Source organism: Providencia sp. 2023EL-00965, from assembly GCF_033550225.1.
Taxonomy (GTDB): domain Bacteria; phylum Pseudomonadota; class Gammaproteobacteria; order Enterobacterales; family Enterobacteriaceae; genus Providencia; species Providencia manganoxydans.
In genome coordinates this window covers 106128-120352 of the sequence record NZ_JAWUEH010000003.1, presented here as the reverse complement: position 1 = coordinate 120352, position 14225 = coordinate 106128, and the positions used below count along the sequence as shown (strand labels likewise).

Annotated in this window: 13 protein-coding genes; 2 read left to right on the top strand and 11 right to left on the bottom strand. The window is 45.0% G+C overall.

The annotated features are described in order from the left end of the window. Positions 1-34: 34 nt before the first annotated feature. Complete coding sequence (locus tag SC428_RS05685; protein ID WP_166268271.1) at positions 35-2434, bottom strand: phosphoadenosine phosphosulfate reductase family protein; 2400 nt, start codon at positions 2432-2434, stop codon at positions 35-37. Positions 2435-2584: 150 nt separating this feature from the next. Here SC428_RS05685 and SC428_RS05680 point away from each other — a divergent pair, with 150 nt between their 5' ends. Continuing rightward, the gene (locus tag SC428_RS05680; RefSeq protein ID WP_166268269.1) at positions 2585-3751 is read left to right on the top strand and encodes a hypothetical protein; all 1167 of its coding nucleotides are present in this window, start codon (positions 2585-2587) and stop codon (positions 3749-3751) included. Between the two features lie 269 nt (positions 3752-4020). On the opposite strand, the gene dnaB is transcribed toward SC428_RS05680, so the two are convergent. From dnaB to SC428_RS05660, 4 genes are all read right to left on the bottom strand, one after another. After that, complete coding sequence (gene dnaB, locus SC428_RS05675) at positions 4021-5430, bottom strand: replicative DNA helicase (protein WP_042847063.1); 1410 nt, start codon at positions 5428-5430, stop codon at positions 4021-4023. An 8-nt stretch (positions 5431-5438) separates the two neighbouring features. Continuing rightward, positions 5439-5801: a hypothetical protein gene (locus SC428_RS05670; RefSeq protein ID WP_042847064.1), complete on the bottom strand. Its 363-nt coding sequence runs from the start codon at positions 5799-5801 to the stop codon at positions 5439-5441. Positions 5802-5916: 115 nt separating this feature from the next. Next, the gene (locus tag SC428_RS05665) at positions 5917-7059 is read right to left on the bottom strand and encodes a ParB/RepB/Spo0J family partition protein (RefSeq protein WP_042847065.1); all 1143 of its coding nucleotides are present in this window, start codon (positions 7057-7059) and stop codon (positions 5917-5919) included. 191 nt (positions 7060-7250) lie between these two features. Then, entirely contained in the window at positions 7251-7928 is a 678-nt protein-coding gene (locus tag SC428_RS05660; RefSeq protein ID WP_191901265.1) for a hypothetical protein, read from the bottom strand. Between the two features lie 479 nt (positions 7929-8407). On the opposite strand from SC428_RS05660, the gene SC428_RS05655 reads away from it, so the two are divergent. Next, positions 8408-9409: a tyrosine-type recombinase/integrase gene (locus SC428_RS05655; RefSeq protein ID WP_196053769.1), complete on the top strand. Its 1002-nt coding sequence runs from the start codon at positions 8408-8410 to the stop codon at positions 9407-9409. Positions 9410-9412: 3 nt separating this feature from the next. On the opposite strand, the gene SC428_RS05650 is transcribed toward SC428_RS05655, so the two are convergent. The 6 genes from SC428_RS05650 to SC428_RS05625 all read right to left on the bottom strand — a co-directional run bounded on the left by SC428_RS05650 (position 9413) and on the right by SC428_RS05625 (position 14153). Then, positions 9413-10581, bottom strand: a protein-coding gene (locus SC428_RS05650) for an IS3 family transposase (protein ID WP_094963266.1) whose coding sequence is annotated in 2 segments (ribosomal slippage) — positions 9413-10332 and positions 10332-10581 — 1170 coding nt in all. Because the reading frame shifts where the segments join, the coding sequence is not laid out codon by codon here. A gap of 42 nt (positions 10582-10623) precedes the next feature. Beyond that, positions 10624-11952, bottom strand: coding sequence for an NERD domain-containing protein kinase family protein (locus tag SC428_RS05645; protein ID WP_204162592.1), 1329 nt, complete (start codon positions 11950-11952; stop codon positions 10624-10626). Between the two features lie 605 nt (positions 11953-12557). After that, positions 12558-12947 carry a hypothetical protein gene (locus SC428_RS05640; RefSeq protein ID WP_042847106.1) on the bottom strand — a complete coding sequence of 130 codons (390 nt, stop codon included), beginning with the start codon at positions 12945-12947 and terminating at the stop codon, positions 12558-12560. Positions 12948-12987: 40 nt separating this feature from the next. Next, positions 12988-13269, bottom strand: a complete 282-nt coding sequence (locus tag SC428_RS05635; protein WP_042847108.1) for a hypothetical protein — start codon at positions 13267-13269, stop codon at positions 12988-12990. A gap of 87 nt (positions 13270-13356) precedes the next feature. After that, entirely contained in the window at positions 13357-13863 is a 507-nt protein-coding gene (locus tag SC428_RS05630) for a GNAT family N-acetyltransferase (protein WP_373370580.1), read from the bottom strand. Between the two features lie 2 nt (positions 13864-13865). Further along, entirely contained in the window at positions 13866-14153 is a 288-nt protein-coding gene (locus SC428_RS05625) for a DUF1778 domain-containing protein (RefSeq protein WP_042847112.1), read from the bottom strand. Positions 14154-14225: the final 72 nt, after the last annotated feature.

Sequence of the window (14225 nt, the reverse complement as noted above, 5' to 3'; positions counted from 1 at the left end):
GACTCAACTTGTACTGCCGACGAAATTAAGCGTTTCACGCTGCCTCCTGAACGAAGCGCTCCATTGTTCTCACCACGAGACGGAAGTGTTTGCTTAGCGCAACAGGGTCCCGCCCAGCCATTTTGGTGATGGGATCGGAGTCATGCTTCAGCATCAAGCCATCATCCAGTCGCCACAGCATCCGCAGATACTCCAGTTTCAGTTGATTGACGATCACTTCTCTCAGATGCTGAGAGAGCCCCTGGCAGCTTGTAATTGCATTACGACGAGTATGTTGATGGTAACGACGAAAAGCGCGCTCAGTGGACGTGCCGGACTTACTCAGCTTCAACGAGCACCAAGCACTGGTATGTCCGATCACGAAAACCGAAAGTGTGTTTTTGGCCCTATTTTTCTCTTGCTGCATGGATAGTTCATCCTCGCGCGTCAAAGATGCACGGATCCATTGACCGGTTGAGGTCTGATTCGCCAAGTGCCACTGCATGGTGAATGCCAGATTAGCCCACCAGCGTAGACGGATGATACTGGCGTTCACTTTGTTGGCGATCAGAAACTGATAGCGTTCCGTCGTTAGTACACGCAGGTCTTTACGAGACGCAATCCCATCCATTGTCTGATGGCCGTTTAAGCCCAGGCTGCGATAAGTTTGGCCGCGCTGCATCATGCGGTTGTACAGTGCTGACTTTCCTTTGCACAGGGAAACTGCACCGAAGCGCAGATAAAATTGAGCAGCACTGCCGGAGGTGTATTGCCCAGCCAATACCGCTTCACGCAGTCGAGGATATTCCTCCCAAATGATGAACTCAGCAGCATCCGCGTCGATGGTCACTTCACTGTCCTCGCTGAAGCTAACCACGCGACGTTTTCCGTTCGGCGTATTGATAATGCGGCTGGCACGCTCATCGTCGGCACCGTTAAAATAGGCCATTTCAGCGATGGGATCAGCCAGGCCATCCATACCGGAATCATTACCAAACTGCCCGACCTTGACCCACAATGCTTTGGGCATAGGGGTCTTTGGGGTGACAGGCATTTCAGGCTCATCTTCCAGTAAGTCGAGCTCACCTTTTGCCCAGACGCGGCGATAGATTTCCAGAGCATGAAACGGTTTTTCGTTAAAATGGTGGAATGACCACATGAAGTCTATATGGATTAACGCAACCTCACTGACAATGCGAAATTGAGGTGACGCCATGCGGCGGTTGTGGGCGGTGTTTTCCAGTTCGCCCGATCGAAGTTTATCGGCTACATCCTCAGCACGCAGCTGCTCAACGTAGTCCATACTGCAACAAACATGCAGCAGGCGCTCCAGGAAGCGCGGTGAATAGACATCAGGCTGAACCTTGATGAAGCCTCCAGCATACAAGGTGCGACCCACAGGATGCCTATCTTCCCACGCATTGCGACGCTTGGACAAAAATCTCTGAATACGGTTGAGCCCAGCCATGTAACCGTGGCGATCGTCATCAGAACGCAGAAGGTTTTCCATTGATTTATCGAGACCGACCGCCTGGCAAGCCCAACATCCAAACCGGCTCCCACAGGCTTCACTGGATTTTTTCTCAGAACCCGACCAAACACATTCCCCTGTTGCGGCCTTGTAGAGCTCAGCGGTGTCGTTGTTGCTGTCCAGGTAGCTCGGCAGCAGATACTTAGAAGCGCTTCCGGCGCTTAGCAGAAACTCCCACACGTCGCCCTGTAACCAATGCCTGATGGGGTACAATTCGCCGCCTTCTTTTGTGATCTTAACCTGACTCGCATTCCCGCCTTTTAAGGCGATGTTTTTGGCTCGGATAACGCCCTCTGCATCGCGGCTTCCCAGCAGCAAACAGACGCGTTTACCCACGGATTTTGGCAGGCTTTTCACGTATGCCGTTTTGGCGCGTTTGGCCGCAAAAATCTTCAAGTCGTTGGAGCACTGACGCACTGAGCTGTTGGTGAACGTGGGCAAGCCACGCCCCGTCAGTATCCGCCCCGTCCAGCTGGAGGTGAGCCCCGGTTTTGCGAGAACAATAGACAGCGGCAGGTTTTCTTGATCGATGAACTTTTCAAGCGCAGCCAGTTTCTGATCGGCGAGCCAGCGTATCTCAGGGGTTTCAATGCCAGTATCGGTATGCAAAAGGTAATGGTGTTGGCTAATAGGAATTCCCGCGCGAACAGCGCGCACCAACGCCATGAGGAATAAGTGCAGGACAATTTCGGAGTCTTTACCGCTACTCCAGGCGAGGGAGATCGTCCAATTATCAGCAAGGGCTTGGTAGATAGAAGCTGTGCCATTATGGATGAGATCAGCCATGCTGACTCCACGACTGGCATCACGATAGTTCAGGTCGGCATCTTCCTTCAGTGTTTGCCATACGGCCTGCCACTTATCCGCTTTTAAGACTGATATGGAAGGTAGTTCCGGATTTTTAAAGTTGAAGGAATGCTGCATAAATCACCTGTTATTTGTTTTGTTTACAGGATATTTTCTCATGAGGCAGACAGCTGACGAAGTAATGAGCGCTAAAAACAATTCTTTAGCTAGATAATTAAATTTATAATATTCTGTGATAAATTAGACTAAAACCTAAAAGGTTATCTCATGTGGCAAATTGAACTGGAAAGTATAATTAAGAAATTGGATTCAGATTACGAAATTGCGAAGGAGGAAACATTATGCTGTTCAGGGGCAGCTTATTGTGCTTTTGAAGCAAATACAGAAACCTTCAAATATGCAATTGGTTTTATAGAAAGATTTTTTTCGAATAGCAAATTCTTCACCTACATCCTAACATCCTATGAAAATCAAGAAATAATTAATCAGTATATTTCTAATGATGAAAGTAAAGACATTTCATTCGTAATTAAAGGGGCTGACATTTATAATAATTGTAACTGCCTACGCAGCCACCGAAATATTATTAGCCTTAGCTTTATCAATGAGCATAAAGAAAAAACAAAATGGAAATGCCATCATGGCGGCTCTTATGCATCTTGGTTGAGTGGTGCGCACGAAAGAATTGATGTAGCAACATATAACTTGCAACAAATAAAGTTAATTAAAAACAAACTTGAGTTATTTGATTTTATAGAAAAACGATATTACTATCCGAATGAAACATCAAGTGTTAATGATAATAAAATAACACAACATAAAGACAATTATAAGTATTACCATATTTTAGATAGTATTATAAAACAATTCAATAGGGATAAACCGAACGATCTAACAGAAAGAAATGTCGATATCGAATCAATTTCTCAGGAATACAATGCCAATGGAGTGAAGCTAAAACTGGTTGACGCACAGTTTGCCCGGTATAGCTTGTTATCTATTAATGAGTTTACTAACATAGAAAACGACGGTCCGTTTGGTGCTGTGTTTGACAGTCGAATAAATAAGAAATTGCAAATTAATACTTCTCCAAAGTTATTAAATATATTTAAAGAGTTGATCTCCTGTAACTATTTAAAAAATCTAGCATTAAAGCCAATGGGTATCATTGACGTAGGTTTCGGATTGGAATCTATAGAACGAGGCGCCCCTCTTGGTGCATCAATAAAAATGCTACCTTCATTATCTTGTTTTTATGGTGTGATATATAATGATAAATTAATAGTTTCACACAACAAAGAAAAGCAAGAAATAACATTTGAAGAATTAAGGGATGATTACAATCTATTGGATGACGGCTGCGTTGTTACTCAAGTTATTCACATTAAATATTTTATAGTCAAGAATGTGGAGAATACTTCATTGAGCATCTAGATCATGAGTATATTTTATATGATTCATCTGAATATACATTAAAAGAGGAAAAACCTGAACAAAAAGGCAGTGTAGATAAAATAAAAACATTTAAAATTGACAACTCGAAAATTCCTTTTTTCTATAAGCATAAAGGTAATTACTTGCTACTCATAATTCTTGAGCTATATTTTATGAATAAAGAATTATTGCGAGAGTATTTTGAAGAAGTAAATAAGAACAAATAGATAAGTTTAAAAAAAGCCAGAATACCCTGGCTTTGGTAACATTCAATATTCTTCAAACTGTGGTCCGGTGTAGTTGTCAAATCGCGACCACTGGCCGTTGAAGGCCAAACGAACCGAGCCGATAGGCCCGTTACGCTGCTTACCCAGGATAATTTCGGCTACCCCTTTGTGCTCGCTATTCTCGTTGTAGACCTCGTCACGGTAGATGAACATGATGAGGTCCGCATCTTGCTCTATCGAACCCGACTCGCGCAGATCCGAGTTTACGGGTCGTTTATCTGCTCGTTGCTCCAGTGAGCGGTTAAGCTGCGATAAGGCCACCACGGGTACCTGTAGTTCCTTCGCAAGCGCCTTCAAAGAGCGGGATATTTCTGCTATTTCCTGTGTTCGGTTGTCTTTCAACGCCGGAACCCGCATCAACTGAAGGTAGTCCACCATGATCAGGCTCAAACCACCGTTTTCACGAAACACTCGCCGTGCCCGCGATCGCAATTCAGTCGGAGTTAGGCCGCTGCTGTCGTCGATATAGACGTTTCGTTTTTCCAGCAAAATGCCCATCGTGCTTGAAATACGAGCCCAATCTTCGTCATCCAGTTGGCCCGTCCTGATTTTGGTCTGGTCAACGCGGGACATGGAAGCCAGCATACGCATCATGATTTGTTCACCTGGCATCTCCAGGCTGAAAATCATCACAGGCTTGTCCTGTGTCATCGCTGCGTTCTCACAGATGTTCATCGCAAAGGTGGTTTTACCCATTGAAGGGCGCGCTGCGACGATGATCAGGTCGGACTTTTGGAGTCCGGCTGTCTTTTTGTTCAGATCGGTGTAACCCGTATCGACGCCTGTCACCCCGTCATGCGGTGTTTGGTACAGCTGCTCGATGCGCGTTACAGTTTTCTCCAGAATGGCATCAATGCCCATCGGCCCGCTGTCTTTATTAGTTCGAGCCTCTGCAATCTGGAACACACGGCTTTCGGCCAGGTCCAGTAATTCAGCACTATTCCGACCCTGGGGATCGTAACCCGCATCCGCAATATCATTGGCCGCAGTGATCATTTCCCTCACTACGGCACGCTCACGCACGATGTCGGCGTAGGCTGTGATGTTAGCGGCGCTTGGGGTATTTTTCGACAGTTCGGCCAGATAGGCAAAGCCACCGACCAAGTCAAGCTGGTTGTGTTGCTCCAGTGCTTCAGCAAGTGTGATCAGGTCAATCGGTCGGCTTGATTCCACCAGCCGTTGCATCATGGTAAAAATACTTTTGTGGGCACGGGTAAAGAAATCCCCTTCCACAACACGTTCGCTCACCAAATCCCAGCGTTCATTGTCCAGCATCAGACCGCCAAGAACGGATTGCTCCGCTTCAAGTGAATGGGGAGGCATTCGAAGACCAGCCAGACGCATATCTTGTTCAGTGGCGATCGTGGACGAACGTTGATTTTTCTCTTTCATCACCGGCCTCACAGCGTGTTTCGTTGCGCGATTTGGCGTTCACATTCAGCCGCCAAGGACGGGTAATGCTGTGCAATTGCAGAATACAGTTGCTGGCTCATGCAAGAGGCTTCACGTTCCTGCCCAGAGCTACGATACGCATTTTCTTTATCGTGATCGTAGTTGCTGAGCAGCTGTCGAACGTAATTCACTTTTATGCGAGCCAGAAACGCGTCGGTGTTTTTGCCTTTTCGGCGAATGGAATGGCCTTTCCCCAGCGCGCGCGGCTTACAGCCTCGGCTTTCATAGTGGGAGATAGCTAACGTTTCCAAGGAAGCGTCATCAATGACGCGGATGGTGATTTTAGGCAGGATAGGCAGTGCGTGATCCATAAAACCTCCGAGCTGCCGTGACGTTATTTTTTTATTGAACGGCACGGGCGGTGTAGTGAAGTGAGATAAAAAAGGCCGGAGAACCGGCCTAATCTTGCGAAGACAGCGCGTTGGTTTATGCCTCAGCGTCGCCCTCGCCTTCACCGTCATGAGCCTCAGTGGCTTCTTCATTGCCTTCGTTTTCAGCCTCAGCAGCTTCTTTCGCCGCCTGTTCGGCTTCCTCTTCCAGCTTGGCCGCTTCTACATCGCTCAGCGCTGCCATCAGCTGGCGGGCAACTTCAGGGGACAGACGCAGCACCACTTCTTCCGGCACGGTCTCAGCGATTTCAATCTGGTTTTCGTGCTCAGCCGTTGGTGCGGGAGGGATCTGCGAGCGCAGCTGATCCAACGTCGGCAACAGGCTTTCGAAGGTTTTGCGCACGACTTTTGGTTTCACCTTGGCTTTCTTCGGCGAAGACACATAGCGCGCGGTGACGCGGTTTTTACCTGCTTGCTCGGCTTTAGCCAGAGAAGCCATCAGGATGTCGAAAGCGTCACGGTCGGTGCCTTGGCAATCAGTGATCACGTCAATCGCAACATCACCGGACACTTTATCGTCTCGTACCAATTTTTTAATGCGCTCTTCGGCTTTAGCCAGGATCAGGCTGCGACGAACGGTTACGCCGGACAGACCCAGACGACGAGCGATAGAGTCGATTTCGTGGCCCCAATCAACCAGACGGCGGAAACCTTCAGCGCGCTCAATCATCTTCAGGTGCTTGGTGTTGGCGCTTTCGATCATGTTGAAGACTTCTTCGTCCTTACCGCCTTCGAACTCTTCAATGATCAGCTTTTCAAATACTGCACCTTCAGCGATAGCGGCCATCAGGCCGGTGAAGCGGTGGTGACCGTCGATGATTTTCAGGCGAGTCACACCGTTCACAACAACCACTTTAACGCGGATAGCCGGGACGCTGCTCGGGTGGTTCAGGTAGGCGTTCTTGAACATCTCTGCGCGCTCTACATCAACCTCACGCAGGTTCAGGCCTTCTTCAACGTACAACCATGAGACGCTGACCGCGTACACGTTGTTTCGACCAACGTTCAGCTCTTCAAACAGCGCGCTGTTTGCAGCTGTTTTGCGCTCTTTGGATACGAAGTCGCTCAGACCACGCAGCGTGGATGGGGCCTTGTCCATCTGACGCATGATAGCGCCCAGATTGCCCATCAGCTCGTTGTCACGGGAAGCTTGGAAGATTTGTTGTACGTTGATAGTCATGATAGTTACTCCGCAAATTGTTATTGGTTGTTTACGTGTTTGTGCTTACTTCTGAATCCAGTTAAACACGGCGTGTACCGGTGACGAATAGCAAATGCGGAAAAAAATAGTCTTTTTTCGATTGTTTTTTTATCGATGGGAAATGGGCGTAAAAAAAGCCAGTATTGCTGGCCTTTGGTTGGAGAGTTCCGTTACTGTGAGTTGGCTTTCGCTTCCGTCATGATTTTGTTCATTGCAGCGGCAAGCTGCTCGCTTTCACCTTCGGTGTAATCCGGCCAAGGAACGAAAGGACGATTTGTTTTGTTCAGCAAAGAGAAACCTGTAGGGCACCGCCATTGCATTGGAGTCGTTTGACCTTCAGTGAAGTTAACCAACATCAGTTCTTGCTCGCAAGTGACATCTTTCACACCACCGATCTCAATCAGGCGGGTGCTCATTATCCCAAAATGTTCATCTGCAAACTTCAAGTGGTCATAGGCCGCAAATGTGCTGTAAAGGCCGACCCACAGAAGGATCTGGATATTAAGGATAGTGCCTATCTGTCCGAGAGTTTTTTCTTTCATGGCTTTGCGTAATAAAAGCGCGGCACCAAACAGCAAGTACAGGCCACCAGCCAGGAAAAGCCATACAGGTAAATTGGAGCCTGATTGGTCCACCTGTTCAGAGCCTGCATCCATCAATGATTTGATGAATGGAGCAAGGAGCAAGAAGAAAGCCGGAACATAGAATAGCCAAGTCAATTTTACTTGTCCGATAGCTGCTATACGTTTTTCCTTGTCAAGGCTCGCTTCTTCTAGCACAACTTTCATTGTTTTTGCGAAGGAAAATATCGCTGCGATCATAAATAGGACCGTCATTATTAAATACATTTACTCTCCAAAACTCAGGAATACATACTTTGAAGCAATGGTACAATGTTAATAATTAAAATAGTAATTAATTCAGTCGCAAATTGAGGGGCATTTTCAGGTAACGGTAAATGAACTGCCACCCTTCCCCGTGTGGTGTACGGTAATCCAGGCGCGGTAGATGCTGCTTTGCATCGTGTTGATTATAGTTTTTCGATGCAGTATTGAATTGGAAAAAATGCGCGAGCTCATGCGCTACCAGCGCCCGAAGATGGTCTAGTCGGTTAATGGAATAAAATGAGCCAATTTCCTTATCCTTGCAAACATGCGCGTACTCGTGAAAGTAGCATGCAAACATGCGCAGGCCGTATATTTCGACCAAATCCGTCTCGAAGATGAGTAACCAGTACTGAAAGGTTAGGTGCTAATATAGTACCTAACCTTTATTTTCAATGTGTTATGTGAATATTCGCGTGCTGATGGTAATTCAAGGGGCACCAATGGCACATGTACATTTCATGTATATTTCATGTAATTCTCGTGGTTATTATATTTGGCAAAAGTCATATGTAGGAAAGCTAATTCGATTTGACTTGAGAACTAGAGATCTACAAATCGCTCATAAACGTTCAAAAATTCTACTTAGTACTTTTCATCGATTAAAAAAAGAATGCACTGATTTTGATGAGATCAGAGCACATTTAATTAATGAACGAGATATGTTCATCGAAGAAGGGATTCATTTAGAGGCAAACTACATTTATTGGATTAATAGCGGGAATTTACCTAGTAGACAGCAGAATGATAGCCGCTTTCAAGCTAAAGGGCATAAAATTAGCCAAGTTGCTGATGAGTGGTACAACGAAATGAAATCTGAATGGAGGCCATTAACATTTAAAGGTAACAAGGCTGCGATTGATTATTTAATTAGCCTATATGGTGATAAAGATATTCAATCATTTAACAAACCAAAGGTAGCTAGTTTTAAAAAGGCTTTAAAGAATAAGTATAAGTCTGAATTCTCTAGCCAATCCATGTTTAAGAAAGTATCAGCTCTTTTTAGCTTTGCCGCTGATAAAAGGGATTATATTACTAAAAATCCTTTTAGTAATATGGGATATAAGAAGATTAAAAAAATTAACCCTAGAATCTCAGTATCCACTGAATCACACAAAAAAGTACTTGAACTTATAGAGCACAAATCTCATCTGTGGTGGCTTATACAGGTACTATATTACACAGGTATGAGAGTGACCGAATGTATACAGCTAACAGAGCAGGATTATGTATACATTGCGGATAAAGGACAAAAGATAGCTTGTATAAGTGTTAATGATAGGGATGGTAAGAGGATTAAAAATTCAAGTAGTATAAGAACTATACCAATTCATAAAAATTTACTTCAAAGCGGAATTATGGATGAGAAGCCTGTATTTCCATGGGCTGTTCATAATCCAGTATCTAATGCTGTAGCAAACCTATTTAAAAAAATAGATGTGTAGTGGTCAACTAAAATTGGCCACGGTTTTAGAGTTTTTCCGGTATTGGTTTTCTGATTCGTTTGGTGGTAATCCACCGTTATATTCATGCGGCCTGACTTCGCTGTAATACCCGACGATATAATCCGTTATTGCATGGGCTGCTTCACTGAAGCTGATGTAGCCGGTCACCGGCACCCACTCATTTTTCAGACTTCTGAAGAAGCGCTCCATCGGGCTGTTATCCCAGCAGTTACCACGCCTACTCATACTTTGTTTTATCCGGTATCGCCACAGTAACTGTCGGAACTGCCTGCTTGTATAGTGGCTACCCTGATCACTGTGGAACATGAGCCCGGATGGCTTATTTCGTATTTCCCATGCCATTTTCAGCGCTTTGGTTGTCAGTTTGCTGTCCGGAGAAAATGACATTGCCCAGCCCACGGGTTTCCTTGCGAACAGGTCGAGTACAACGGCCAGGTATGCCCAGCGTTTACCGGTCCAGATATACGTTACGTCGCCGCACCATACCTGATTGGGCTCTGTCACTGCGAACTGTCGCTCAAGGTGGTTCGGGATAGCAATGTGTTCATGACCGCCACGTTTATACCGGTGAACAGGCTGCTGACAGCTCACCAGCCCCATCTCCTTCATTAGCCGTCCGGCAAGCCATCGTCCCATCCGGAAGCCCCTGTGTGTTGCCATTACAGCGATACTTCTTGCACCTGCTGAGCCATGACTGAGGCCGTGCAGCTCCTGAACCTGACTACGTAATACGGCTCTCCTGCCGTCCGGATTGTCAGGCCGGTTTTCCCGGTATCTATAGCTGCTGCGGTGAACTCCGAACACGCAGCAAAGAGTGGCCACAGGATAATGCGCTCTGAGTTTCCCGATCACCGAGACCTGTTCAGGGAGTCTGACATCAAGAGCGCGGTAGCCTTTTTTAATATTTCGTTTTCCATTTCAATACGTTGAATTTTTTTCTTCAGCTCACGTATCTCAATTTGTTCCGGCGTGATAGGGGATGCTTTCGGTGTTTTGCCTGCCCGTTCGTCCCGTAATTGCTTTACCCACCGCGTCAAGGTGGAAAGCCCGATATTCATGGCTTTCGCGGCATCTGCAACTGTATAGTTCTGATCCACAACCAGCTGGGCTGATTCACGTCTGAATTCTGCACTGAAATTTCGTTTTTTCATTAAGGCACCTGTGTTGTTCTGAGGTGAGCATATCACCTCTGTTCAGGTGGCCAAATTTATTAAACCACTACATAGGTAAATACCATCCATTTTTATAGGAGGCTTACCAAATGCTATATAGTGGCATGCAGCAGTAGCTAAATATACATCTCGAGTAAAATGTGTGCCGTCTGAATCTTCGTATAACTCTTCAGGTGTAGCAATCTGATTGTGCTGAAGAATTTTACGAATATTAGAGACTGTTTTATTTTGCGGATCTGGATACGTTGCGGTCAGGAAATTAGACAATACTACCTTACTAGGGAGGGACACCCAGATACTGTGATTACCAATATCACGGTGAGCCACATCTATATCATGAAGATTCGCAAGACGACTAACAAGAGCTTGAATTAAGTTAATTCTATTTTCTTCAGTAAGTTTTAAACTATTCTTTCTAATAAATGTATCAAGACGCTCTTTTTTGTTTGGCCACTCATACAATTCAACAAAGTCAGAAGATAACTCACTAGGTAAATATTCTAATCGCAAATATGTATCCCTAAGATCTTCATCCTGACTTGCTATATAACCGAGTACATCACTTTCTCTGTGGGCAATTAGCGACCTCTGTTCAGGTGTTCTGGCATGCTCAATGATACAAGGAGAAGTAAAGTCCCAGCGCCGCATTAGTGCTTTATAATTATGATTATCAGAACGTTGACTCAGGTACTCTGCATAAAGTCCATCACGATGCCGGAATTGAGGTTTACCTTGAAGAACATAATTATTGATAGAAAAGTCTTTGGCTTTAAAATCAGCACTATTATTAGAGAAAATCCTATCCCACTGTTTCAGGTTCTTATTAGGCGCATCTTCCTTACGCTTAATCATCCACGACTTATCTTTGAAGTATTGTTTATAAATCTTATCATCACCAATTTTTGAAAATTCTTCTAACGAGAAAACGTACTCTTGTTCGTCAGGAGGAAGATCATCTTTGGTTGCGGTTCCACATAGAACCACACAAAAATCAACCCAAGGTATAAACTTATTGCCCAACCTTTCTTTTAATTTGGTTGAGAGTATCTTTGCAGATCTACGAGACTGATTAACTCCATGTTTTCGATGTTCTTCATTACCATTAGGAAACTGAACTACCCATTGACCGTCCTTCGAAAAAACTCTTCCTGACCACTTTTTAAACTCAACATTTATTATTCTATCGTGAGTGATAATAATTAAGTCACCTTCAAATTCTCCACTTTGTCTACCTCGCATTTCCAAGGATGAATAACCTTTCCAGTTTTGAGGTAGACTAGCTTCAAGTTTTTCATTAGCTTCTCGTTCATAACTGTTAATTCCTAAAGGGTCCAAGCATTTTATTTTCATTATTTTTATTCCTAACTAACCTAAAACATATTGGTTATTGACGTACATAAATCCTGATTTATGATTTTAATTTCTTTGTAAATATGTTATTTCTATTTTCGACCTACGCGTTCTGACTTTCTACAGCCATTGCATTCTCTTTACAAATAATATCAAATAACTATATTGCTGTTTTAATGCTCGGTTGTGACCGATTTCCATCATTTCATCAGGTTTTTATCTTTAAAGTTGTTCCAACGCACATTGCTTTCATTTTATCTAAACATTGACTGGGCACTGGTTTGTCCCATAGTTCAGCGTGTTCAGTATTTTTTAGCTCATTTTAATGTCAGATGAGTAAAAAGTAAGAACTACAAAAATGGGATTGCAATACCACCTGTTCAAAATTTCCCTAAATTTCATCTAGTTGATTGAGTACTTCCCTGTTAACATGGAGTTTCCCATCAATATGATCAGCCAACTAATTTACTTATATTGGATTCATTTTACTGAATAAGCGCTACTTTAGCATTTTGTTTTCCTAGTTATAGGACCATTATCCCGGCTTTTGACTGCTGGCAAAGAAAAGCCCGGACATTGCCGGGCTCAGTTCGCACTCGCTGATCTTACTTCTTGAACAAACGTGAGATTAACTTAATCCCGAATTTATCCAGGCCGTCAAGTTGCTTATTGATGACTTGTGACAGCGTATGGATTGACAACAGACTCATGCCAATGAACACACAGATGAACAGCAATGTGATGCATCCCGCCCCACCAGCAACGAGGTATCCCCAAAACGTTGTTGGGGCATCAATGATGGTCAGACAACCGGGCTCAGGTTGCCATTGCCAAGAAAACCCTCGGAGCGCATAAGGGAAAGCATCAAGCCCGTTCATAACGGTGGTGATCAGCCATCCCGTCCCGAAGAGCAATGCCACTCCAGAAGAGAACAGCAAGAACATAAAGGTAATGCCCGCCCCTCTGGGCAATTCGCGGCTTTGTTTAAAAGTCATTACGGCCTCTCGATTTTGACAGCAACACTCTGCTATTGGTTTATGGCTTAGCCTTTGTGTTGACTGCTTCGGAGAATTGCAGCCCAGCTCTTCTCAGCCAGAAGGCCACCGCCTTTTCAACGGCATCTTTGGCTGCGGCCATATCAGGGAAATGTCCCAGATCGCCTTTGAGGCCTGGCAGGCTGCAACGGGTAGCATAAGCCTCCTGCCCACGCGTATGCGTCGCATCGTAGTAAGCTGAACCGATCTTAAATTGACCCAAATAAAGTTGCTCGCCTTGGTTCCAACGGCTTTCGCTCGGTTTCCAGTTAAGAGTTGTCATTGCGGTGTCTCGATCGTGAAAAAGGTGCTTTCATTATGCGAGCAGTAAGGCGGGTGACGAAAAAAAAGCCCTGCATTCCGGGCTTGATCAGTTTGGATGAATACCCATTGCGAGTTGCAGATCGGCGAGTGTTATCATTAGCATCATAGGGTCAAGTGGTGAAGGGACGAAACCAATGTGTTCATAGAAGCGTTTAGCATCATCAGTTAGAGCGTGGACCACTATTCCTCGTATGCCCACCAGCCCAGAGGCCTGAATAACACGATGACAGGCATCTTTGACCAATCCCCTTCCAACTCCAAGCCCTTTAGCTCTTGTATCCACTGCCAGTCTACCGAGAAGGATGACTGGTATGTCAGAAGGCATATTGCGGCGGAATCGGCCAACAGCTTGATTGGTGCTCACAATCCCGGAAGACAAGGCATAATACCCCATCACTTGGTTATCAGAAGTGGTTACAAATGTTCGTGAAGCTCCTGAGTTTTGATTACTCATGGCCCGATTTTTTAGCCAGAGATCTAAAGCCTCTTCACCAGATGAAAAGCCTTCCAGCAAATGGCCTGTTTTGAGGGGTTCGGGTGCTGTCAGCTTCAATGTCATTTCTCCCAAGGGGATTTAGACATCAATGTTTTTCGTAATGCCTCATTGTTCCTTGGTGCGGCATCAAGCTGATTAATAAACTCCTGGTATACCTCGGGGCTGACGTTAATAACCCGCAGGTCCGCCAGTGTCTCTTCAGCAGCTCGTCGAGCGGCTTCCAGAACGAACTCAGTTCGATTTTTGCCTACCGCATTTGCGGCGCGGTCGATCAGGATTTTGTCTTCCGGTTTAATTCTCAGGTTCAGAGATGAGCGTGTTACCGCTACATCATTTTGAGTTGCCATATATGCCTCCCAATTAATTGCTTATTCTGCTAAGTATATAAGAGTGTAATGTCGTTGTCATTACAATTATAA

Coding starts and splice junctions, on each gene's coding strand:
- SC428_RS05685 (WP_166268271.1), bottom strand. CDS start 2,434: ATGCAGCATTCCTTCAACTTTAAAAATCCGGAACTACCTTCCATATCA.
- SC428_RS05680 (WP_166268269.1), top strand. CDS start 2,585: ATGTGGCAAATTGAACTGGAAAGTATAATTAAGAAATTGGATTCAGAT.
- dnaB (WP_042847063.1), bottom strand. CDS start 5,430: ATGAAAGAGAAAAATCAACGTTCGTCCACGATCGCCACTGAACAAGAT.
- SC428_RS05670 (WP_042847064.1), bottom strand. CDS start 5,801: ATGGATCACGCACTGCCTATCCTGCCTAAAATCACCATCCGCGTCATT.
- SC428_RS05665 (WP_042847065.1), bottom strand. CDS start 7,059: ATGACTATCAACGTACAACAAATCTTCCAAGCTTCCCGTGACAACGAG.
- SC428_RS05660 (WP_191901265.1), bottom strand. CDS start 7,928: ATGTATTTAATAATGACGGTCCTATTTATGATCGCAGCGATATTTTCC.
- SC428_RS05655 (WP_196053769.1), top strand. CDS start 8,408: ATGGCACATGTACATTTCATGTATATTTCATGTAATTCTCGTGGTTAT.
- SC428_RS05645 (WP_204162592.1), bottom strand. CDS start 11,952: ATGAAAATAAAATGCTTGGACCCTTTAGGAATTAACAGTTATGAACGA.
- SC428_RS05640 (WP_042847106.1), bottom strand. CDS start 12,947: ATGACTTTTAAACAAAGCCGCGAATTGCCCAGAGGGGCGGGCATTACC.
- SC428_RS05635 (WP_042847108.1), bottom strand. CDS start 13,269: ATGACAACTCTTAACTGGAAACCGAGCGAAAGCCGTTGGAACCAAGGC.
- SC428_RS05625 (WP_042847112.1), bottom strand. CDS start 14,153: ATGGCAACTCAAAATGATGTAGCGGTAACACGCTCATCTCTGAACCTG.